Source organism: Bythopirellula goksoeyrii (assembly GCF_008065115.1).
GTDB lineage: Bacteria > Planctomycetota > Planctomycetia > Pirellulales > Lacipirellulaceae > Bythopirellula > Bythopirellula goksoeyrii.
In genome coordinates this window covers 5,776,653-5,799,063 of sequence record NZ_CP042913.1, presented here as the reverse complement: position 1 = coordinate 5,799,063, position 22,411 = coordinate 5,776,653, and the positions used below count along the sequence as shown (strand labels likewise).

The 22,411-nt window shown below is 51.8% G+C and carries 20 protein-coding genes and 1 pseudogene; 11 read left to right on the top strand and 10 right to left on the bottom strand.

The window, feature by feature from the left end; translation table 11 throughout:
- Positions 1-89: 89 nt before the first annotated feature.
- Positions 90-803, bottom strand: coding sequence for a PEP-CTERM sorting domain-containing protein (locus Pr1d_RS22860; protein WP_148075700.1), 714 nt, complete (start codon positions 801-803; stop codon positions 90-92).
- A 487-nt stretch (positions 804-1,290) separates the two neighbouring features.
- On the bottom strand, positions 1,291-1,458 hold the full coding sequence (locus Pr1d_RS22855) for an SEC-C metal-binding domain-containing protein (RefSeq protein WP_210417808.1): 168 nt from the start codon (positions 1,456-1,458) through the stop codon (positions 1,291-1,293).
- Positions 1,459-1,720: 262 nt separating this feature from the next.
- Here Pr1d_RS22855 and Pr1d_RS22850 point away from each other — a divergent pair, with 262 nt between their 5' ends.
- The 3 genes from Pr1d_RS22850 to Pr1d_RS22840 all read left to right on the top strand — a co-directional run bounded on the left by Pr1d_RS22850 (position 1,721) and on the right by Pr1d_RS22840 (position 6,468).
- The gene (locus Pr1d_RS22850; protein ID WP_148075699.1) at positions 1,721-4,240 is read left to right on the top strand and encodes a DUF2339 domain-containing protein; all 2,520 of its coding nucleotides are present in this window, start codon (positions 1,721-1,723) and stop codon (positions 4,238-4,240) included.
- Positions 4,237-5,619, top strand: a complete 1,383-nt coding sequence (locus Pr1d_RS22845; RefSeq protein ID WP_148075698.1) for a DUF3999 family protein — start codon at positions 4,237-4,239, stop codon at positions 5,617-5,619. Before Pr1d_RS22850 ends, Pr1d_RS22845 begins: the two co-directional genes overlap by 4 nt.
- Positions 5,620-5,748: 129 nt before the next feature.
- Positions 5,749-6,468, top strand: coding sequence for a DUF1559 family PulG-like putative transporter (locus Pr1d_RS22840; protein ID WP_148075697.1), 720 nt, complete (start codon positions 5,749-5,751; stop codon positions 6,466-6,468).
- On the opposite strand, the gene Pr1d_RS22835 is transcribed toward Pr1d_RS22840, so the two are convergent.
- The 5 genes from Pr1d_RS22835 to Pr1d_RS22815 all read right to left on the bottom strand — a co-directional run bounded on the left by Pr1d_RS22835 (position 6,430) and on the right by Pr1d_RS22815 (position 11,088).
- Positions 6,430-7,068: a DUF2306 domain-containing protein gene (locus Pr1d_RS22835; RefSeq protein WP_238476569.1), complete on the bottom strand. Its 639-nt coding sequence runs from the start codon at positions 7,066-7,068 to the stop codon at positions 6,430-6,432. The two genes, Pr1d_RS22840 and Pr1d_RS22835, sit on opposite strands and share 39 nt — an antisense overlap.
- Before the next feature lie 52 nt (positions 7,069-7,120).
- Positions 7,121-7,603 (bottom strand): YcxB family protein, encoded by a 483-nt coding sequence (locus Pr1d_RS22830; protein WP_148075695.1) that lies wholly within the window; start codon positions 7,601-7,603, stop codon positions 7,121-7,123.
- Positions 7,604-7,623: 20 nt separating this feature from the next.
- Positions 7,624-8,631 (bottom strand): Fic family protein, encoded by a 1,008-nt coding sequence (locus tag Pr1d_RS22825; RefSeq protein ID WP_148075694.1) that lies wholly within the window; start codon positions 8,629-8,631, stop codon positions 7,624-7,626.
- Between the two features lie 162 nt (positions 8,632-8,793).
- Complete coding sequence (locus Pr1d_RS22820; RefSeq protein ID WP_238476568.1) at positions 8,794-10,284, bottom strand: sulfatase; 1,491 nt, start codon at positions 10,282-10,284, stop codon at positions 8,794-8,796.
- Positions 10,285-10,533: 249 nt separating this feature from the next.
- Entirely contained in the window at positions 10,534-11,088 is a 555-nt protein-coding gene (locus Pr1d_RS22815) for a fasciclin domain-containing protein (RefSeq protein ID WP_148075693.1), read from the bottom strand.
- Positions 11,089-11,483: 395 nt separating this feature from the next.
- Between Pr1d_RS22815 and Pr1d_RS22810 the strand changes: the two genes are divergently transcribed.
- The 6 genes from Pr1d_RS22810 to Pr1d_RS22785 are packed head-to-tail and all read left to right on the top strand — an operon-like array spanning position 11,484 to position 17,132.
- The gene (locus Pr1d_RS22810) at positions 11,484-12,365 is read left to right on the top strand and encodes a B12-binding domain-containing protein (protein ID WP_148075692.1); all 882 of its coding nucleotides are present in this window, start codon (positions 11,484-11,486) and stop codon (positions 12,363-12,365) included.
- A gap of 20 nt (positions 12,366-12,385) precedes the next feature.
- Positions 12,386-12,802: a thiol-disulfide oxidoreductase DCC family protein gene (locus Pr1d_RS22805; RefSeq protein ID WP_148075691.1), complete on the top strand. Its 417-nt coding sequence runs from the start codon at positions 12,386-12,388 to the stop codon at positions 12,800-12,802.
- A complete protein-coding gene (locus tag Pr1d_RS22800) occupies positions 12,766-13,269 on the top strand; it encodes a hypothetical protein (RefSeq protein ID WP_210417807.1) in 504 nt (167 codons plus the stop codon). The genes Pr1d_RS22805 and Pr1d_RS22800 overlap by 37 nt, the downstream gene beginning before the upstream one ends.
- Before the next feature lie 56 nt (positions 13,270-13,325).
- A complete protein-coding gene (locus Pr1d_RS22795) occupies positions 13,326-14,069 on the top strand; it encodes an SDR family NAD(P)-dependent oxidoreductase (protein ID WP_148075689.1) in 744 nt (247 codons plus the stop codon).
- 24 nt (positions 14,070-14,093) lie between these two features.
- Positions 14,094-15,560: a cryptochrome/photolyase family protein gene (locus Pr1d_RS22790; RefSeq protein WP_148075688.1), complete on the top strand. Its 1,467-nt coding sequence runs from the start codon at positions 14,094-14,096 to the stop codon at positions 15,558-15,560.
- A 45-nt stretch (positions 15,561-15,605) separates the two neighbouring features.
- The gene (locus Pr1d_RS22785; RefSeq protein WP_148075687.1) at positions 15,606-17,132 is read left to right on the top strand and encodes an SDR family oxidoreductase; all 1,527 of its coding nucleotides are present in this window, start codon (positions 15,606-15,608) and stop codon (positions 17,130-17,132) included.
- 74 nt (positions 17,133-17,206) lie between these two features.
- Here the strand turns inward: Pr1d_RS22785 and Pr1d_RS22780 are convergent, their stop codons facing one another.
- Positions 17,207-17,992, bottom strand: a complete 786-nt coding sequence (locus tag Pr1d_RS22780) for a heme-binding protein (RefSeq protein ID WP_148075686.1) — start codon at positions 17,990-17,992, stop codon at positions 17,207-17,209.
- Positions 17,993-18,028: 36 nt separating this feature from the next.
- Positions 18,029-18,634, bottom strand: coding sequence for a glutathione peroxidase (locus Pr1d_RS22775; RefSeq protein WP_449240862.1), 606 nt, complete (start codon positions 18,632-18,634; stop codon positions 18,029-18,031).
- A gap of 473 nt (positions 18,635-19,107) precedes the next feature.
- Between Pr1d_RS22775 and dacB the strand changes: the two genes are divergently transcribed.
- Positions 19,108-20,517, top strand: a complete 1,410-nt coding sequence (gene dacB, locus Pr1d_RS22770) for a D-alanyl-D-alanine carboxypeptidase/D-alanyl-D-alanine endopeptidase (RefSeq protein WP_148075685.1) — start codon at positions 19,108-19,110, stop codon at positions 20,515-20,517.
- A gap of 271 nt (positions 20,518-20,788) precedes the next feature.
- Positions 20,789-20,968: pseudogene (locus Pr1d_RS26795) on the top strand (hypothetical protein); the annotation flags it as partial.
- Between the two features lie 278 nt (positions 20,969-21,246).
- Here the strand turns inward: Pr1d_RS26795 and Pr1d_RS22760 are convergent.
- Entirely contained in the window at positions 21,247-22,359 is a 1,113-nt protein-coding gene (locus Pr1d_RS22760) for a DUF1559 domain-containing protein (RefSeq protein ID WP_148075684.1), read from the bottom strand.
- Between the last annotated feature and the right edge of the window lie 52 nt (positions 22,360-22,411).

The window sequence follows — 22,411 nt, the reverse complement described above, 5'->3', positions numbered from 1 at the left end:
TCCCTTTCCAGATCGAACTGCAACAGGCGTGGAGACACTTGAAGTGAAAACGCTCGCACCCCAGGTGAGCTGGGGTGCGAGAAGTCTTTCTAGCGATGGCGACGACCGAACGCCGCGAAACCACCTGCCAGGGCGAGCAGCAGGCCAGTCGCTGGTTCCGGGATGGCAGAGACTTGCATCAAGTTGATGTAGTAGAAGCCATTGCCGTTGTCGTTATTTGCTCCAGCCGACACTACGATTGAGATTTCACCGTTGGTGTCGGGCATGATGCCATTGATCGGAAGAACTTCCGAATTGTTGTTCGAAGTCGCGGTTACGCCGCTGCCATTATTGGCTCCTGTAACGCTAAAGGCGGTCTCGCGGTTGTCATTCACGCCGGTGCGCGAGGAAAAGAAGGTGAAGTCATAGGCGAGGCTCTGATTCAGCCCGGTGAGCTTGAAGCCACCGGTCGGGTTGTCGTCGCCCCCGCCGAAGGCACCGGTGTGACCGAAGTAATAGTCGTCCGTCGCGTCGACGGGAAAACCAGCCGCTGCGCCCGAGGGGCTCTCAGAGCCACCTTGCGAAGGTTGACCTACGATATAGAACGGATCAGTCTCTACTAAAGTAACGCCAGGAACAGGATTGCCGTTACTATCGTTCACGACAAAAAGCGTATCCGTCGGAGAGCCGCTGGCGTGGAAAACGTCGTTCCAGCCGGGCAGGTTTGTTAGCCGGGCGTTGTTGCCGAAGTCAAACGACATCGTGAGCGCGGACGCAGGGGTTGCCGTGGCTAATACGCACAGCAGAGTTAGTTGCCATCTCATGAGACACTCCTTCAATAAAGAAACGGTGAAATAAGAATTAGAACAGACGGTCAAGCTACGGGAAAAGTTTAGTTGAGAGCTCTATTTCCGCCCCTTAAGGTGAGCCTAACAGCGCGAACTTGCAGCTGCAAGCGGTTTCATGTCGAAATTGCGTTTCAAAACCTACAATTTGCGAATTCATTGGAGCATTAACAAGGGCTTAGTTCGCAGTGCAAGTACTCTCCTAGGTGTGCTGTCGGTCACCTCGTTAACGCTTGATTCATATCTACGGATCCCGATGAGGTTCGCGACTGTCTGGAAGCGTTTTTATTGAACTGCTTTTATTGGAACGCTCATTTGACGAAAGCTTTCCCAGATATGATGGTAGATATAGTCTAACTGATTAAAGTGTAATCGAAAGAATTCAGCCGTCCCCTCGCGTCAAACGACGCGGGGGAAACGGCTCGATCTCATTTCTCCTTAAAAGTACTCGTCGCGATTCACGCCGTCAAAAGCGCCCTGATTTCAGACAGCAGCGTTTGAGGCGCAAGCCGCTATTGCAAGGACAGAGGTCGTTGCGGCCGAGTTTTTCTTCGAGGAGTTTTTCGCCGTGGACGACGCGCACGCCAGCCTGGACCCGCGTTTCAGATGGGTAGCCGCGGCGACGCTTGCTCATTGGTTCGCGAGAATTTGGCTCGAAAGGAGAGTTCGTCGCTGAATCGTTTTTCGTTCGATGCGTGGCACATGGGTCACCTCTTGCTGGAATCCAGCTCTGATAGGAGTATTAGACGTACGTGCAAGGGGGACAAGGTATTGCAGTTGTAGGTTCGCACCATTTTCTCGCTTGGAGTTTCTCCCCCGGCAGGTGATAATCGAGGGATGAACGCTCTTCTCGATTTGTGCTCTTCACTCGTTGGAGTCTCGCGAGAGATTTAGCTATGGAAGAACTCTTCTTCATGCTGCTTGCCCTTGCGGCGCTGGCCGTGGTGTTTCTCGCGCCGATTGCAACGTATGTGATCGTCAAGCGGATCGAGCGAGATCAGGCCGACCGCTTTCGCTCGTTGCGGATCGATTTGAACAAGATCGGCAGTCAGGTCGCCGAACTTCGCAAGGGTGTCGCGCCGCCGCCGACATCGGAGTCGGCTCAGACGCCTCCCTCGCCAGCCGAGCCAAAGCCCGTTGAATCGGAGGTGCCGGCGCCGAGCGAGCCGCTCGAACCGGTGATGTCGATTATCGAGGAAGAGAAAGCCATGCAGCCGGCAGCGTTCTTTAAGGAACCTCCACCCAAAATGCGAGTTCCCCAACCAGTGCGCGAACCGGTTGAGCCCAGAGAGCCGAGCAAGTTTGAAATCGCCGCCAAGGAAACGCTGCAGAAAATCTGGAACTGGATCATCGTCGGCGAAGAGCATGTCCCGGCAGGGGTGTCGATGGAGTACGCCGTCGCCAGCCAGTGGCTGCTACGAATCGGTGTGCTGGTGTTAGTGATGGGAATTGGATTCTTTCTAAAATACTCCATCGATCGAGGACTGCTCGGTCCGCAAGCCCGGGTGGCCCTTTCGGTGATCACGGGCTTGGTACTATTGATTGCTGGTACTCGCATCCTGGGAAAGAAATACCATGTGCTAGGGCAAGGCCTCTTGGGAGCCGGTTTGGCGACGCTTTATTTCAGCGTGTTCGCCGCTTCGAATCTGTTTCACTTGATATCCGCCACGCCCGCGTTTGTACTTATGGGGTTAGTGACCGTACTCGCCGGCGGAATCGCGGTCCGCTTTGATTCGATGCTCGTGGCCGTGCTGGGTATCATCGGCGGCTATCTCACGCCGGTGATGCTCTCGACAGGTGTAGTGAACTTCCCTGGCCTGTTCGGCTACATGCTCGTGCTGGGAATCGGCGTGCTGGGCATCTGTTACTGGAAGAACTGGCCGCTGGTGAATTATCTCAGCTTCTTCGCCACGTACGCCTTGTTCTTTGCCGCGATGCAGAAATACGACGCAACCCATTTCTGGGAAGTGTTTCCCTTCATGATCGCTTTCTTTGTGTTGTTTTCGGCAATGACCGTGATGTACAAAATCGTGCGGCATACCAAGTCGAATCTGCTCGATTTGATTGCCATGTTTGTCAATGCGGGCGTGTTCTTTGCGGTAGGATATCGACTGATCGACGAAGTCTACGGTCGTAAGTGGATCGCCGCTTTGTCGCTCGGCCTGACTGCGTTCTACACGATCCACATCTACTACTTTCTCCGCCGCAAGTTGGTTGATCGCGAGTTGCTGGTCACGATGATTGGACTGGCGACGTTCTTCCTGGCGATCACAATGCCACTGGTGCTGTCGCGCGAGTGGATTACTGCCAGTTGGGCAATACAGGCGGTTGTACTGATGTGGGTAGCGCAAAAACTCAGCAGTAACTTTGTCCGCCAGGTTGCATTGATTCTGTTTGCCGTAGTACTAGCTCGGTTCTGTTTCTACGATCTCGGTCGTCAATTCAGTGGCGGAGTCGCTTCGACAGCCGATCTTCCGCTCTCCGACTACCTGCGCGCTCTCGTTGAGCGAGTGATCGCCTTTGGAATTCCGATCGCTTCGTTTGGTCTGGCTTACCGCATTCTGGAGAAAGAGCCCCCTCCGTCCAATGCGACGGTTGTCACTTCCGAGAACGACGTGGAGCCTTGGCTTGGTGGATCGACCACTCTTCGCATGCTGGTATTTGCTGCGTTCTCGATGGCATTTCTGTACTTGCACTTAGAACTCAACCGCACGATGGGACATTTCTACACCCCCGCGCGGCTGCCGATTCTTACCATTCTCTGGATCGGGTTGTGCGGCTTCTTGCTTTATGAATACTCACGCCGAGAGCATGTTGTCTTGCTCGCACTATTGGGCCTGGCCGTGGTGGGACTCGTATCAAAACTTGTCTTGTTCGATCTTCCCTCATGGGGGGTGAACGAGCGGATGCTCTACATGCAACCGTATTCCTTCCGCGATGCCCTGATGCGGCTGATCGACTTTGGAGCAATTATTGGCTTCCTTGGCGGTGCCTACGCACTGATGGCGAAACGCGGAACTGGCGATCAGATTCGTAGCGTGCTTGGTTTCGCCAGTCTGGCGATGCTGTTTGTCTATCTCACCCTTGAAGTGAATAGTTATCTTTACCACCATTACGAAGGACTACGGGCCGGCGGTGTGTCAATCCTCTGGGCCGTGTTTGCATTGGCGCTGATCTTGCGTGGCATCGGCAAGAATATTGTTGCCCTACGTTATCTAGGGCTCTTGCTTTTTACTATCGTGTCGCTGAAAGTCTTCTTCGTCGATCTGGCAAGGCTCGACCAATTCTGGCGAATCGTAGCATTTGGAGTGCTGGGTGTGTTGTTAATGGCGGGTTCGTTTGTGTATCTCAAGTATCGTGAGGATTTCGCGATTGCCGACACTAAGGAAGGTGATGCCGGAGAGGAGGAAGCATGAAACGATTTGTATTGACCAGTTGCCTTGGCTTGCTGACAGCCACTTCGACCTTGGCGCAGAACCAACTGCATTTTGCTAAACCAGTGGAGATTGCGCCTCAAGAAAGTGAAGAGCTAGTCGCGGTGCCATTCGATAGTGCCATCTACGACTCCACCCGACGGAGCTATCCCGATTTGCGAATTCTTGCTGTCACCGACGATGAAGTGGCTTTTGTGATTCGAAAGCAATCAACCAAAGTAGGTCGCAATGTCAAGCAGTTTTGGACTGCCAAAGACATTTCGCTAAATCCGCTTGAAGATGGCGGCCTGGAGATTACCGTCCGTGTTGACCTTGAGAAGCATCCCGAGCAACCTCAGGGAATTCGTCTCATCACACCCCTGCGTAACTTTGAGCATCAAGTGCGAATCGAATCATCTGCGTATGGTGAGAGCTGGAATCTGCTTGTCGAGGACGGTCTGGTTTTTGACTATTCCCAGTTCATGGATGTGAAGAACCTCTCACTCGAGTTGCCCTCAAATAAAGAAAACAAGCAGTCCTGGTATCGCATTACCATTGCGGATGTTACCCAAGAGCAACAGTCGCAACTCTTAGAACTGACTCGCAACTTGCAGGACGACGAAGAGACCAGTCGCACCGAGCGGCAGACGATCAAGCGCCAGCCATTTCGCATCGACCGCATCGAGTTCTGGCACGACGAAATGCAGCTCGACACGGTGCGAGACAAGAAAGTGGACTACGCGCTCACAATTGATCGAACCGAGCAGGACACCGAGACTCATCAAACACACGTCTACCTGAAATCACACCGAGAGCCGCTCACACGGTTGAATATAGAAACCCCGAATCGCAATTTTAGTCGGGCTGCCCGAGTTGAAGTGAAGCAAGAGTCTGGTGGGAAAGAGACGTGGCATCCAATCGGCTCGGCCAATCTCACCCACTTCGATTTCCGCAGCCTGAAACGTGAGTCGCTCTCAATCGGTTTTCCAGAGCATCGCGAAAAGGAATATCGGCTGGTGATTGAAAACCGCGATAGCCCACCGCTGGAAGTTAAGAATGTCACCGCACGGGGCAATACATACGAAGCCGTGTTTCTCGCAGAGTCGAAGAGGGAATACCGCCTTGCCTACGGCAGCGAGACCCTGGATGCCCCCAACTTCGACACGGCAGCGCTCAACGCTTCGCTTCGCGAAGGATTCACACCTATCACGGCCTCGCTTGGTGCGGAAGTTGAATCCGAGGTAGCACCCGCCCCGGGTGAGCCACTTGTCAAGCGACTCTTGAACAACGGCCCCTTGCTAACGGCGATCATCGCCGTGTTGGTGGTGCTGCTGGCCGTAGGGTTGTACCGGGCGACTCGGAATCTGGATGGGGTGGGGTGATTGAGTAACGCGTAGGCCGGAACAAGCCGTGCGCAGTTCCGGCATTTCCGTCTCAGCTAGGAGTAGGCTCGACCTGCCTACACAGGTAGGATTGTACAGCTCGTTCCTAAGACCCCTCTGGAGAAAACCATGCAACGATCTCGAATTGCGATCACATTATTAGAGGTTCTGGGAGTAATCGCGATCATTGTACTCCTTGTTGCTTTACTTCTGCCGGCTGTCCGAACAGCAAGGCCAGCGGCTCGGCGCAATTCCTGCATGAACAATCTGAAGCAGATCTCACTTGCCATACTCAATTACGAGTCTGAAAATGGTACTCTACCTCCTGAATATACTGTGGACGAAGATGGCAATCGCCTTCATAGTTGGCGAACGCTAATCCTACCATATATGGAACAATCAAAGCTCTACGAGAGTATTGATCTCACCAAACCATGGGATGCTCCAGCGAACGCGAAAGCGAGGGAGACGGTCGTGGAAGTATATCAATGCCCCAGTTCCGATGAAGCAGATGGACTGACTAATTACCTTGCTGTCGTTGGTTCCTTTTGTGCGTTTTCTGATTCTACTCCTCGAGAATTGTCAGAGGCTACCGATGGCCCAGAGAAATCTATCATGCTGATTGAGGTAAATTCTGATTTGGCAGTCCCTTGGATGTCGCCCAATGACACCAGTGTAGATGAGATCGTAGAAAAAGTTTTCGTCCGGGATTCTCTTACGAATCACCCTGGGACCATAAACGTTGCATTCCTCGACGGTCGCGTTAGCTCGATCCAACAGGAAGTCGACCAGGAAGTCCTCCGGGCCCTGCTAACGATTGACGGTGGAGAAACGATTCCTGAGCCATAGACACTCAAGTACAATCAGAGGCAACAACCAGCTAATCCAGGCAGCAATTGGATAAGTTCCTTCGACCTCCAGTATTTCTGAGAGTCCGCCAATTTTCCTCAACACGACAGCCGAACAAAGGAGTACGTAGCACCTTAGCATCCACTGGCGATGCTCGTCGAAGCGTCTTTGTACTGCTCTACGCCAGCCCATTGCAGCACAGAGTGCCGTCGCGATCGCCAACATTGCAAAACCGACTCCGGCAACTGCGCCCGTGGCGGCGAACCTAGCCATCCACAATCCGCTAGGCGTTACCAGTAAGAGCACGCATAACACCTGGACGCGTCCCAGTCGACGATGCCATGCAGGGAATCGTCGTCGCACGGAATCGCTAAGTAGGACTAGCCCAGCGAATAGCGTAAACGGGCCTGAGAGTATATGAGCATAGAACGCCCACTGATAAGCACCGAAGAAGTACCTGGATCGTCCATTCAAGAAATCGGAGTGAAAGTTGGGTGGAAAGTAATCGCGGATCGTGAGCAGAACGACAATCGTCGTCTGGAGCACGAGCGAGCATGCTAATAGTTGTGTAATTCGTAGCGTGAGGAATGATAATTTCACAATTCTTGCTGAAGCGGTACCACGAATTAGCCTGTGAAAATACTATTGATACTTAGGAGATATTGCCACCATTCTCAACAACTTTTGCTTCGATAAACCGTTGCACATCGTCCGGAAGTACATTGGTGGGAATGTAAGTGCTGGTCTTTGTGTCGAGGTGGGTAATCAGCCAAATCTCCTTGAACCGCCAGATTTCTATGGGAGCCTTCCAGTTTACCTTGGTGTCAGTCTCTGCGTATTTCATCTCGAGATGCTCGTCATCTACAAATACTGTTACTTTAGGATTTGCGACAGCCTGGACTGTTGAGCCCGCCTTGAGATAACTCCTGATCCATACCCAAATCTTGATTGATGCAGCTGTCAGTAATAAGATGACGTACCAACTGTGGTCTCCGTTTAGCAGCGAGATAAGACAGAATAAGACGGCGATGACGAGAAAAATCAACCACCATCCGGCACATCGCCAGATGTATCGAAGAGCAGCCTGTCGAGCAAGCTCCGGGGTGGCATTATATGTGAATTCGTAGCTTGGCATCGACTGCTATGTGTGAAGGTTCAAAGTTTGCACAAAGTATAACGCCCCGTCTTCTTGCCGCCAATTTTCTCGACCAATCCAGCGTCGAGCAATGGATTAAGCAGGTCCATCGCCCCTTGACGCGAAACTTCGAGCGCGGCCCAGATTTCTGCAGGAGTCATGCTGCCGTGATCTTGCAAGAGTTGTAGCAATCGTTCCTGCTTGGGACGCAAGACAAGTTTATCCACGGATCTAGGCTGGAAAGCCTGAATTCTTAGCCACACTCGATCGAGTGTGTGCCGTAAGCCCTCAGCACAATATATGAGCCAGTTGGTGAGGTCTTCTCCTTCCCTTCGGACTTCTTTTAAAGCGGCATAATAGCGAGGTCTATCTTCCCAGTAATATTCGTCTACGGAGAAGATGTGGTGGGTATCGAAACCGCGTCGATAGAGTTCCCACAAGGCCAGGGCTCGCCCCGTACGTCCGTTGCCATCTGCAAAGGGGTGGATACTCTCAAAACGATAATGCAGGATTGCTGAACTCATAACGGGAGAAAGCTCTTGTGAATCATTGTTCCACCATTCGAGAAGTTCAAACATCAAGCCCGAAACTTCACCTGATGCGGGGGGAACAAAATCACCGACTTGCACACTGATACTGCGGTAGCAGCCCGTCTCGCCCTGATCCATCACCCCTTTTGCCAGAATACGGTGCAGGGCAAAAATATCCTCGTGCTTGAGCGTCTTTTTACTCACATGTTTTTCCACGTAGCGGAGGCCGGCAAAATAATTGAGGACCTCGCGCTCAGATCGAGGATCGGAAGCCTCCAGCTCGCGACCTTCCTCCAAGGCACGTACTTGTTCGAGCGTGAGTGGATTCCCTTCGATGGCCGTTGAAGCATGCACATTTCGCGAGCGGCTATCCTTCTGCAATGCGGGGATCCACGCCAGTTCAACTGTCGCAGATTGAACGCGTTCGCGCAGAACTGCGATCTCTTCGATCAGCGAGAGTAGCGGCGAAGTAATCGTGAATTGCGGTTGGTAGGCCATCTTGTAAGTCAAGCATAAGTCAAGTTATTAGTCAAGCAAGGTGAATTCCGCGAAAAATGCCTTTCCTTTTGGTCAAAGCGTAGGCCGGAACGAGTTCTGCGAGTTCCGGCAGGACAGCGCGAAATGTATCGCAATGCCGGTACTCGCTCCACTCGTTCTGGCCTACAACTCAGGCACCGGCTCTTTCGGTTCAATCGGCGTTCCTTCCCACACGGCTTCGCCGTTGTGGTATTCCAGAATGCGGTGCTTGCTTCCCAGTGCATGTGGTGCGCTCTGCTCGGGCAACCATTCCCGAAGTTCCGCCTTCACCGCTTCGAGTTCAGGGCGATCAGTCAGGTTTTCCCATTCATGGGGATCTTTGACCATGTCGTAAAGTTCCTCGGACCCATCGGCGTAGACGATATATCGCCATTTCTCCGTACGAACACCGTGGTTGTCGGGATTGTGGGTAGTAATGGCAGGACGTTCGCGCTTTGTGTTGGCGTCCTGTAACTGGGGGACCAGGCTGACGCCTTCCAGTCCCTGCTTCGCTGACAAATCGCACAATTGGAGCAGCGTTGGATAGATGTCGAGTAATTCGACCGGCTGGTTGCACACTGCATGTTCCGTGATCCCCGGTCCTGCGAAGATCAACGGCACGCGGGTCGAGCGGTCCCAGAGCGAATTCTTTCCCGTGATCAATTTTTCGCCGAGGTGCCAGCCATGATCGGACCAGAGCACCACGATCGTGTCGTCGGCATGCCCACTCTTTTCGAGGGCAGTCAACACGCGGCCCACCTGACTATCGACGAAACTGATGCAGGCCAAATAGGAGCGTACCAGGTTCTTCCATTGATCGGCTTCTTTCAGGAACTTCAAGCGTGGTTCCGGTAAGCGCCAGTGCATGTACCAAGAGAACCGAGGGGTGTCGTCTCGGTCGTCCTGGCGAACTTCTGGGAGTTGAAGTGTGTCCTCAGGATAAAGCGCAAGCCATTTTTCCGCGGCGTAACATGGCACATGCGGCAATGAGAAACCGAGTGCCATGAAAAAAGGTTGATCGTGTTGTTGCTGTAATTGCTCAACACCCCAACTGGCGACCTGCCAGTCACCTTTATCTTCGTCACGGTGGGGAAATTGGCCCCAATCTACGAGGGGATGGGGTGAGGGGGTATCGACTAACTTTTTCGGAGGAAAGGGAGCTAAGGAAGGGGGCGCACCAATTTCGTCGAATTCCACGCCGGGCGATCTTCCAAAGTTCCCATGGTAAACCTTTCCTGCTGAATAAGCGCGATATCCGTGCTGCCGGAAATAGTTGGGTAAGCTGACTTTCTCCGCCAGCGCAGGGACTTTGCGATACCAAGGGGCAAGTCCATAGATGCCAGTCGTTGAGGGACGCAAGCCAAGCAGCAGGCTCGTCCGCGATGAATTACAAAGCGGGGCCTGGCAATGGGCATTGGTGAATAGCGTGCCGCGCGAAGCCAGGGCATCGATGTTCGGCGTCTGCACCTGAGGATGCCCTTCGAGGCAACCCTCCCAATCATTCAGATCGTCGATAGCGATAAACAGGACGTTGGGTTTCGGTGCGGCGAACCCGTTCACCGAGGAAAGCCCAACTAGAGACAGTAGAGCAAGAAAAAGGCAGGCAGTTCTAAGCGTGACAAGTAGAGAAATCACCTCACCCTCATTGTTCTCAAATGGTGTAATTCGTTCGGATAATGAATCGAACCGTAACTCGGAATTCTTGAGAAGTCAATGGAGTGAAAGGAAGTGCATTGCCGGAACCTACTCTACTTTCTCTACTTTTCCATGGTAGGAAAGTCCATAGTAGGGTTCATAACGATTGCTCTCGAATTACATCGAGGCGCCCACTTCTCTGTTCGAAAGTGGACGCCTCTAGGTTTACAGCGGAGAGCTAGTTTGAAACTACGGAAGGATCACAGCGTCGATGACGTGAATCACGCCATTCGAGCACTCGATGTCGGTTTTCACGACATTTGCACCATCCACCATCACCTTGCCGTCTTCAACTTTGATATCAACATCAGAGCCTTGGACGGTTTTAGCGTTTTGAAGTTTCACTACATCCGCGGCCATTACTTTGCCAGGGACTACATGGTAAGTCAGGATGCCGGTGAGCTTCTCTTTGCTCTCAGGTTTCAGCAGCGATTCGACCGTTCCGGCAGGTAGTTTGCTGAAGGCCTCATCGGTAGGCGCAAAGACAGTAAATGGCCCCTCACCCTTTAGAGTCTCAACTAATCCAGCTGCTTGTAATGCAGCGGCCAGCTTGGTGAACGATCCGGCACTTACAGCAGTGTCGACGATGTCCATTTTGGCTTCCTTCGTATAAGCAACAGTTTGGACATGTCCTGCTTGGGCCGTGCTTTGAGAGCAGTGCTCACCAGCATTCACCAGTGACGGTGCAACCAACAGAGAGCAGGCAACTGTCGAGACGATAGAGTGTTTCAGTGCATACAACATGGTAGGTTCCTTTTCAAAATTCGGTTTCAAGGTTTCGTTCAATAGTTCTTTGAAGCGATTTGATGAAATTGCGGGTCCTGGTGGCCACCATCCGGACAGGCGTTGCGGGACGTCAGAGGTGCAGGCGTCATAAAGTTTGACTGCGTGCCCCTGACTGGGTCTCGCGAAATTCGTCCAAATCGTTCTCTAGTGTTTATACCGAGGGTTGGAACGGTTGTCAACAGAAAATCATCCAAATCATTCAAAATGATTTTTCTTCTGCTTTTTATAGGTGCTGTCCTGTTGCGAAATGAGCGGTTTCCTGGCTAGACAACCAGTCTGTGAGAATCTATAATTCGTTCCAATCGATCATTTTTGCTTTTTTGGCCCTTCAGAGCGGGTAATCTGGGGTATCTGTGACAAGACTCTTAACTCCCAAGCAAGTGGCGCAAGCTATTGGTGTGAGCGAATCATCGCTCAAACGATGGTGCGATAAAGGATTGTTGGCTACGATTCGCACGGCAGGTGGTCATCGTCGTCTGGCATTGGACGAGGTATTTCAGTTTTTGCGGCGGTCTGATCAAGAATTGGTACGCCCTGAATTGCTGGGCCTCCCTTCGAACACCGGGCGTGGTGAAATTGTCCTCACCAGGGCTCGGGAGCAAATAAGTGCTGCATTAGTCACCGGAGATGAAGAGCAATGTCGGCGGATCGTGTTGGATCTTTATTTGGCCGGGCAGTCCGTCTGCGAAATCTGTGATCGCGTGTTAGCTGAGGCGTTTCATGAGATTGGAGACCGCTGGGAGTGCGGCGAGGTGTCCATTTATCGTGAACGAAGAGCTTGCGAGATAGGCTCAAGAGCTCTGCATGAGCTTCGAAGCGCCATGCCTACTCCTCGCGTGGATGCTCCGCAAGCCATCGGAGGAACCATGCAGTCAGATCCCTACCGACTTCCGACAGCCATGATTGAAGTCGTACTGCGCGAGTTGGGCTGGCAAGCTACGTCACTAGGAACGGAGTTGCCGAGCACTACGTTTGCTGAAGCACTCCACGATAACGAACCAAAATTATTGTGGTTGAGCATTTCATCTTTCGCATCTTCTGCTCAGTTTTTGGAAGACTATGCTGAGATCCATCGTGTTGCCGAAGAGGTGGGTGCAGCGGTAGTCGTCGGGGGCCGAGCACTGAGCACAGAGATCCGGCAGGAGATGGTCTATTCCGCTTTCTGCGACAACTTGCGACACATGGTAACGTTTGTTGACACATTGCAAGCCGGGGTCGGGCAGCAACAAAGTTGAGAAAGGAGGGCATCGTATCAATGCCAGACCGAACGACTCCTAACTACGAAATAGAAGTCTTTTACGATGGAGGGTGTCCACTGTGTTTGCGTGAAATCTCTATGCTTCACCGTTGGGATAAGCGGAGTAAGATTCGTTTCACGGATATCGACGCCCCTTCATTCGAAGCTGATGAGATTGGGAAAAGCTACCAAGAACTCATGGCTAGAATGCACGCCAGACTTCCCGACGGCACATGGCTGGTAGGGGTCGAGGTCTTTCGACGCCTTTACGAAGTCGTAGGTTTTAAACGGCTGACTGCCTTGAGTCGCTTGCCGCTGATCTCTCAAGTTTTGGACTTCGGATATCGGATATTCGCGCGAAATCGGCTCCGCCTGACAGGACGTTGCTCAGCACAAGCATGTTCGACCAAGCACACAGCTTCAACCTCTCGGTGATCGAGGAGAGTCCTATTGTGAGCGATACGGTTCTGCTCTATCTCCATTTGATCTCGACTCTGATCATGGTCGGTATCATCTGGTTTGTACAGATAGTGCATTACCCGCTGATGGCTCACGTTGGAAGTGGGCTATTTCCGATGTACTCGAAATTGCATCAACGCCTCACGACTCTGGTCGTGGCTGGACCGATGCTTGTCGAGGTCTTCACAGCGATCTTGTTGCTGGTTTGGTATCCCTCAATCAGAAGTTCCGCAGTTTTCTTGGCTGCGACGATTTTGTTGGGCGTCGCTTGGTTTTCAACCATTTTCTGGCAAATGCCGATCCATCATTCGCTTTTGGCGGGTTATGACGAAAAGCGGATACGACACTTAGTAAGCACTAATTGGCCACGTACCATCGCCTGGAGCATCCGCGGCATTCTTATCGGTGAACTTTGCTGGTCGATGACGGTTCATGTCTCATAGAGTCTCCCAGGCTCATCCTCCTGGACCCTATCCCTTTACCTTCTCCTACTCAAACTATGTCAACCATCGCGATACTTGGAGCCACTGGATCAATCGGCTCCGCACTGGCAAGACATTTGGTCGCCGAAGCGAAGCAAGTACTTCTGCTTGGCAGAGACCATGACAGACTGGCAGCGCTGGCAGCTGAACTAGATCAGCCCTTTACCGAGGTCAATTTCTCCGCTTCGCAAAGTCTGGAGGACGCTTTGCTGAAAAACTCAGAGCAATGTGGCGGATATCAAGGAATCGTGAATTGCATCGGTTCTATGTTGCTGAAACCAGCTCATTCCACCTCGGACGAAGAATTCCGCGAAACTATCCATGCCAATCTGTTTACGACATTTTCGACCATTCGCGCAGGGGGCAAAGTACTGCGGAGATCCGGTGGGTCAATTGTCTTATTTGCCTCGGCAGCAGCCGAGATTGGGATTCCCAATCACGAAGCAATCGCGGCCGCCAAGGGAGGAGTCATCAGCATGGCGCGTTCTGCGGCTGCGACCTATGCTGCCCAAGAGATACGTGTCAATGTCATCAGCCCCGGATTAGTGCGTACCAGCCTTACAAAACAAATATGGAGTAACCCTGCTGCCGCCGCAGCTTCAACCGAGATGCACGCATTGGGGAGGCTCGGAGAGTCTCGAGACTTGGTTGCGGTCGCAGTTTGGTTGCTGGATCCCTCAAACAGTTGGATTACTGGCCAAGTCATCGGTGTAGACGGAGGACTTTCAAGTCTCCTGCCGAGACGAAGACAGCCAACCTGAACTATCAAACAAGCTTACAATGCAATGCGTGCCGCACTCATCTATCCTCACCAGTTGTATCCGGATCATCCTGCAGCCAGAGATGCTGACATTTGTGTGTTGATTGAAGAACCCTTGCTGTTCACTCAGTATCTATTTCACGCCAAAAAGTTGATGCTCATGAGGGCTGCCATGCAATCTTATGCCAGCCAACTCAAACAATTGGGCCTCAAGGTTAGTTATGTCGATTCACATCAACTCAATTCAACTGAGGAGTTAACGGGCATTCTTATTGAACTTGGTGTGACTCAAGTGCAAGTCGTCGATCCCTGTGATGACTGGCTCGGAAAACGACTTGAATCTGCCCTTGAAGTGGCGGGTATCGAGTTAACATTGTTCGATGATCCTCACTTTCTGACCCCTCTCCCAATCTTCAGCGATTATGTGTTACAGAGCGAGAATCTGCTCTTCAAAGATTTCTACGTCTTGCAGCGAAAACGGCTCAAAGTCTTGCTCACCGAGCAAGATAAGCCTGTCGGGGGTAAGTGGAGCTACGATGCTGCAAATCGAAAAAAGCTGCCTCGCGATTTGACAATCCCTGTTGTTGAGTGGCCACAGCCCAACTCCGTGGTTTGCGCTGCAGAGGAATATGTCAAGAAATACTTTCCTGAATCCATCGGCGATACGAAAGATTTCTGCTATCCGACTACATCAGAACAGGCCGAAGCTTGCTTGCAAGATTTTTTCGAGAATCGGTTTTCCCATTTTGGAGACTACGAAGACGCGATCTGTGAACAAGAAACCTACCTTTTTCATTCTGTATTGACGCCGGCGATGAACTGTGGGCTGATCTCGCCGCGGCGCGTCGTTGACAAGGCGCTTGAATACACGGATGACGTGCCGCTGAACTCACTCGAAGGATTCTTGCGGCAAGTGATTGGTTGGCGCGAGTATATGAGGGGTGTTTACATTCATTTTGGCAGAGAGCAGCGAACGAGGAATTTTTGGGACCACCATTACTCCATGCCAGCATCATTCTACGATGCGTCCACTGGCATCGTACCCGTCGATACAGTGATTCGGCGAGTGGAGAAATATGCCTACTGCCATCACATCGAGCGACTTATGGTTCTCGGTAATTTCATGCTGCTCTGCGAAATTGATCCCAATGCGATCTACAAGTGGTTCATGGAATTCTTCATCGATGCTTACGATTGGGTGATGGTGCCAAATGTCTACGGCATGAGCCAACACGCCGATGGCGGGCTGATTACTACCAAACCGTACATAAGTGGTTCGAACTATATCTTGAAAATGAGCAATTTCAGCAAAGGTCCCTGGTGTGAGATTTGGGATGGTCTCTACTGGCGATTTATCGATAAAAATCGAGACTATATTAAGACTAATCCTCGCATGGCGCTCATGGTTTCTCAAGCAGATCGCATGGGGGATCGCTTGAAGATTCATCTTCGTGTGGCAGAAGATTATCTCGAGCAACTGCATGGTAATTAGTCGTGGTTAGGTAAGATACTGGAAAGCACTCTTGGGCATATAGTTATGAACCAGAATTCGAAGCAACAAATCCTGCTGACAGGTGCAACCGGCTACATCGGTGGTCGTCTGCTGCCGCTCCTAGAGCAGCGAGGCTTCCATGTGCGTTGCCTTGCCCGCCGTCCGGAAACACTCGAGGGAACTGTTGCCCCCTCCACTGAAGTTGTGGCGGGAGATGTGCTCGAACCAGAGTCACTCAGCGGTCCTTTGGCGGGTGTTGATACAGCTCTCTACTTTATCCACTCGATGGGTGCCGACCGAGATTTTGAAAAGCAGGATCGAATCGCGGCAGAAAACTTTGCAAAGGCCGCAACGGCTGCTGGGGTTCGTCGAATCATTTATCTTGGTGGACTCGGAAGCTCCGATCAGGAGCTGTCCAAGCATCTCCGCAGTCGCCAGGAAACTGGCGATGTGCTTCGCGCACACCATCGACATGTCGTCGAGTTTCGTGCCTCGATCGTGATCGGTTCCGGCAGCTTGTCTTTCGAGATGATCCGCGCACTTGTGGAGAGGTTGCCGGTAATGATCTGTCCGCGCTGGGTTCAGGTGAAAGCTCAGCCGATTGCAGTCGAGGACCTGCTGAGTTATCTCTTGGCCTCGGTAGCTAACACCGATGGGTCGCCACAGATCTACGAAATCGGCGGTCCTGACCAGGTCACTTACGGGCAACTGATGCAAGAGTATGCCCGCCAACGAGGTCTAATACGGTGGATGATTCCAGTGCCACTGCTCACGCCTTATCTGTCGAGTCTGTGGCTGGGACTTGTGACGCCCATCTATGCGCGTGTGGGACGTAAACTTGTAGAAAGCCTGCGAAACCCCACGTTGATCTCAAATAATCTGGCGGAAACAACATTTTCGATTCGACCTCGCTCAGTGCAGGAAGCGATTGCTCGGGCGATGGTCAATGAAGATCGTGAGTTCGCTGAAACACGCTGGTCCGACGCCTACTCCTCTGCCGGGGCACCCCGTGTGTGGGGTGGGGAGCGATTTGGTTCCAGGCTCGTTGATTCGCGCACCATCGAAGTGAAAGCTCCTCCTGTCAAGGCCTTTGCCCCTATTCGTCGCATTGGAGGTGAAGCAGGTTGGTACTACGGCGATTGGCTGTGGTCGCTGCGTGGTTTTCTCGACCTACTCGTCGGAGGCGTCGGCGTGCGCCGAGGTCGCAGAGATCCTCAAAGCTTGCGAGTTGGCGACGCAGTCGATTTCTGGCGAGTCGAACTCTATGAGCCGCCCCATCGACTGCGGCTCTACGCCGAGATGAAACTCCCCGGCCGCGCCTGGCTGGAGTTTGAAGTCACGCCGTGCGAGCAAGGGAGCCGAATTCGCCAAACGGCTATTTTCGATCCCCTGGGGATCTTGGGCTTGAGCTATTGGTATGGCATCTATCCGCTGCACCAAATCGTGTTTGCCGGGATGCTAAGAAGTATCGGTCGTGCTGCGGAACTTGTAAGCTCTGAAGAGGATTATCAGCAGCACGAAGAATTGACCAAAGAATCGCGAATCCCCGATTTGCCGCCTATTACAAAGTAGGACTTTATTGAGACACAAATCTGTAGTCCAGTTGAAGGATATTTCGCTTTCGATCGCAAAGCTCGACTGGAAGTTTATGGTGCCGAGTTTTGCTTGACGGGAAGTTGGATTTCAAAGAATTGTGATTTGGCGGGCACCATGGGGCTGTTGTAGCCCATGACAACGAGATTGCCATTGGATTCATATTCGGGATGCTCCGCTAACCAGGCTCGCAACCGTCGCTCTCCCTCAGCGATTACTTTCTTGTCACGAGATCCTCGATGGCCCAATGCAACCACCATTTCGCCCGCTTGCTCAACGACCTGAACATTGCCTTGAACTCCCACAGAACCGATTGTTGGTTTGCCATAGTAAAAGGCCATCGATTCCTGCTTCAGTTTGCCATTCTTGCCACGGTCAAATTCCATGCGCACGGGCGTAGTCATGGCAATCTGATTGCGAGTGATGTGACCAAAGAGTGTAAAGAATTGCTTGGCTATGGCTCGTCGATTCTTGGGATAGACTTTCAACTCAATGACACCCGCAGGAGTATAAGTTGGAAAACCTTCCGGAAGATCCGCTTCATAGCGAGGAACAAAGGTAAGCATCTCCAATACTTCATTTCCAGCTTGACGCAAGTCGCCTATCTCCGCAGGTTTCGTCAGTGCTTGCCTGAGCTTGTCAGCTGCCGGGCTTTGAGGTCCCAATAGCGTTACTGCCTGTTCGAGAAGACCCTCTATTTCCTCGATCTCAGTTTGCGATTCGGCACTCTGAAGTAACTGGATTGCCTCCATCGCAGGTCCTTGAGGAGGGGCGAACCCTTCGTTTGTTTCTCCAGATAGGGCAGTTGTGACGAAAAACGCAAGAAATGTAAGATTCATGATGGGGTTCCTTTGCTACTCTCGAATCTACTTGAATCAGCTGGAAGGTTTCTCAATAGGTTCTTTGGCTAATTCTCTTTCGATGATCTCTACCACCTCGGGTGCGTCAGGCTTAGTGCGTGAGCCAAATCGAGCGATTACCTTTCCATTGCGATCTATCAGAAACTTCTCAAAGTTCCAGCTGATATTTCCTGCCCCTTTGGGTTTTGTATCAATCGAGGTCAGTTCCTGATAGAACTCACATGCCTTTTCCCCTTTTACGTCTATTTTTGCAAACATCTGGAAGGCCACTCCATAGTTGGCACGGCAGAACTGTTCGATCTCTTCCGCAGTACCTGGCTCTTGTCCCAAGAACTGGTTGCAAGGGAATCCAAGAATTGCCAGACCCTCGTCAGCATACTTTTCGTGCAACTCTTGAAGTTGTTCATATTGACCAGTGAATCCACATTTACTGGCCACATTTACCACCATCACCACTTTTCCTTCATAGCTGGAAAGGTCGATTTCTTTCCCATCCAACGCTTGCATTTTGTATTTCAGCACGGGACCCTCCTGTTGGACTCCTTCAACCGTTGTTCCACAGCCGGACACGACCAGCAAGTAGACGGACAACAAAAGATAACAAAGACGATCTCGGATCATAGGGATATCCTTGAAAGAATTGGGTAGGGTTACGCTGCGAATATCAAACCCATTGTAGCAAGACCACGCATTCACTAGTGAGAGAAAACCGTAAGGGATCTCGTGTTGTTAACAATGGCCTCTGCCTGAGAGCCAGATAGCATAAACTTCCTCCAAGCTGCCGGTGAGTTTCCACTACTTATTCTCGGCTCCCGGATGACCCTTGAAAGGCCTCTTAACCTCCGGAGTAACCCATCCCTCCATAAAGAACTCCACGCTGTGCTTCCACAGTATTCCCCCCAACATAGCACTCCTGCATAGCTTGTTACAACGACCTGAGATCTAGAGAGGGTGGATAATAGGATTGAACCCAGTAATAGTCTAAAATTGTGGAGAGCCAACTGGCCCGCTAAACACCCTACCAAAATTCCTGACCAACTTGGATCAACACCAAGCGCAAGAAGATTTCCACAATAGTATTTTCGGAACCCAATATGCTGTATCACTGCCTCCGAGTTGCAGGTCTGTTTGCATTGGCCAAGATCGCATTTGCAATTAGCTGTGCATCTGCTGCAACTCCCCCTGATCTAGACCTGTCCAACCAGCTAGACGCTGTGCTCGAGAACCACGCCACGGCGCGTCAGACCACCGTGACCCTCAAGGTGATTGATCTTGATACAGACGTAGTGCTCTATGATCGCGGCGGTGATCGACTTCTTACACCTGCGTCTAATCTGAAAATCTATACTTCGGCCTGTGCGTTAGACTGCTTCGGCCCAGAACATCAATTTCAAACCAAAGTTACTACCAAGGGAGATCTGCGGAACGGCGTACTCCATGGTGATCTGGTGCTCACGGGCGGTGGCGACGCGATGTTCAATAGTAGTGATCTGGCTAAATTGGCAGATCGCGTTACAAGTGAGCTCAAAATCAGCGAGATTTGTGGCAAAGTTGTGGTCGACAATTCGCGCTACGCTTCGCCATTAAAGGGTCCTGGTTGGATGTGGGATGATGACCCCGACTATTACAACATGTCCATTACTCCGTTAATGGTCGACTTTAATGTACTGGCGTTGCGACTGACTCCGAGCGATGAGGGAGTTGCAGCACAGTTGGTAATACCCTCCAGTTACCCCGAGATCAAATTCCTCTCGCGTAGCACTTTTAGCGGCGACACGTTGGCAACTCGCCGACCATTTACACATCCCCTCCTAATTGCCCAGAACGGACACCTCAATGAACCGAAGGACTTGCGACTTACCATGCAAAACCCGGGAGCATGGGTACATGGCATGTTTACAGCAATGCTTGCCGATCGAGGCGTGCGGTTTTCACTGCCAGACGAAATCAATCGCGCTTCAGCCTCGGCAGGTTCAACAGAGCTAAATCACCTCGGACCTTCGCTGGCGAAAACATTGACCCACTTTAACAACCAGAGTGAGAATGCCATCGGTGAAGTGCTGCTTCACGAAGTCGCCATTGCCAAGGGAACTAAGAAACCCTGCTGGCCTGATGGTGCAGCGGCAATAACCAAATGGCTTGCGGAAAGTGGAGGCCTCGAGCCGGGTTCTTTCCGCTTAGTCGACGGATCAGGATTGTCTCGCTACAACCTCATCTCAGCAGATTCGTCAGTTCGACTGCTTAAGTTCATGCACGATCATGAGCACGCGGATACCTTCTATTCCGCCCTGAAAACCTATGAGGTGAACGTCGCAGGCAAGATGCAGCCACTCGTGGCGGCAAAGTCCGGCGGCATGGCCAGCGTCTCGACAATCTCCGGCTACCTCAAGACTCCGAGCGGGCGCCTGCTAGCATTCTCACTCTTAGCAAACGGCTACATTGGCTCCGCCAAACCGATCTTTGATCTTCGCGAGAAAGTCTGGGAGACGCTGGCGCAATTGTGAGAAGATTGAAACCGCTCTTTCGACAGCGAAGGTCTACTCAGACCCGCCAAGCTCTGGAGATAGGCCGTGCGATCGATTTGTTCCCGCGAATCAGAAAGGGTGGCTGATGGGATTCGAACCCACGACCTTCGGAATGGCAATCTGAAGCAACTCAGGCTTTTTTGATTCAACTCCTTCCAGCGAAATCTCGCCAACATTCGGCTAATTTGCCAGATAGCAACACTGCTGTCCGGCTAACGGACAGCAGTGATCGCATTTACAAAAGCTTGAGCAATGGCTACCTGCGCAGAATAATCTCAAGGTTCTCCGTCTGGACTACGGAGAATTGGTAGCCGATCCACTTTCTGCCGCGATGGAGCTCAACGAGTTTCTTGGTGGCCACCTAGACGCTACCGCCATGTCTGCGGCAGTGGATCCCCAGCTCTATCGAAACCGACGCGACTCCTCTTGATCGGCGACACATCGGGAACAGGTTCTCACTTCCCTACTCAAGGTGCCGTTTGCGATTGCTCAGTATCGTTTGCTGATTGATCTGTCCCTCGACTCAGGCGAGCCTCGGGGCCTGGGATCGGGAGAGGGTTTTCGGGGATGTTGATCTCATTTTCATCGCTACCACAGCCAGAGAGAGTAGTTCCACACAGCAATATTAAGGTGACCAGTACGCATCGTACGCTTCGCGAAAATAAAATTGGAGCCATGAGGTCTTTAACCTGTGCTAGTTAACATTCGTTAGAGGCTGGATTCATCGACAACTTCAGCGCCTCGAATAGTCGAGAGGGATTGGAAAACAGTTCTGTCGACGTTTTTGTTGAGTGTATGGACCGATCCGTCCACAAAACAAAATTGCACCACATCCCCCGTATGTAATGAACCGTAGTAGGACCACTTCGTAGCAAACTGAGCCCCGTTGCGGTTTTCGTTGGCCAGATCTAACCCAAAGGCGGCGGGAAGCGTACCGAAGCCCGCCCAGGCATTCCCTTGGGTGTAGCCCGAATATCTTCCCGACAAAAAGTCGTCGGGGATTTCAGTTCCAATGCTTCCCGGTGCTTCGCCGAACATCAGCGTTTGGGAAGTTCCATCTGTGATTTGTCCCATGCGTATCTTGGATCGTACCCCGAATACCCCCACAAGATCGTCGTTGACATTGCGGCTTCCTGACCCCATGTTGTATGTAAGATTAGGGCTAACTTGCCCCCAAACGCCAGAGTTTCCCATATATTGGGTCAGACCCAGTTGCGACTGCAAAGGGTCCCATGCATCCGATTGCAATGCCAAGAAGCCTCCCTTCAAGATGCCATAAGTCTTATCGAGGATGGCGGTTCCGGGCACCTCTTGGGGAGCACTCGGACAAAGCAAGGCAGTTAGTCTTGCTTGAGCAATCGACCACGCGTTGATGTCATTGTAGTAGTTGTTGTCCCGACTATCGACGCCTAGGCTTAGAGACTGCGTGAATCGATCATAGATGACATCCGCCTCAATGTGGGGAAGCAGAAACACGAATACGCCACTGAGCTGATGTAGGCCTTGTGAGTCACTCGATGATTCTGGTTTCACGAAATTAGTGCCCGCTAAATAGCCGGGAGGCATCCGACCGTTCGCCGATTCATAGTTTAGCGCGGCAAGTCCAATTTGTCGTAGATTATTGGAGCAGGAGGCCCGTCTCGAAGCTTCTCGAGCGGCTTGAACGGCTGGCAGAAGCAGTGCCACCAAGACTCCAATGATAGCGATGACAACAAGCAATTCCACCAAGGTAAAAGCGCGCTTATTCAGACCCAGGCAATTGGCAGGGCGAGGCGATACAGAAGGGTGGATTAACCAGTCGGCAAATTGTGTCGGATGCATGTCCAATCCAAATGAGTTTCTCGAAAACCCCAAGATTCAGCTTCAAGTCAAA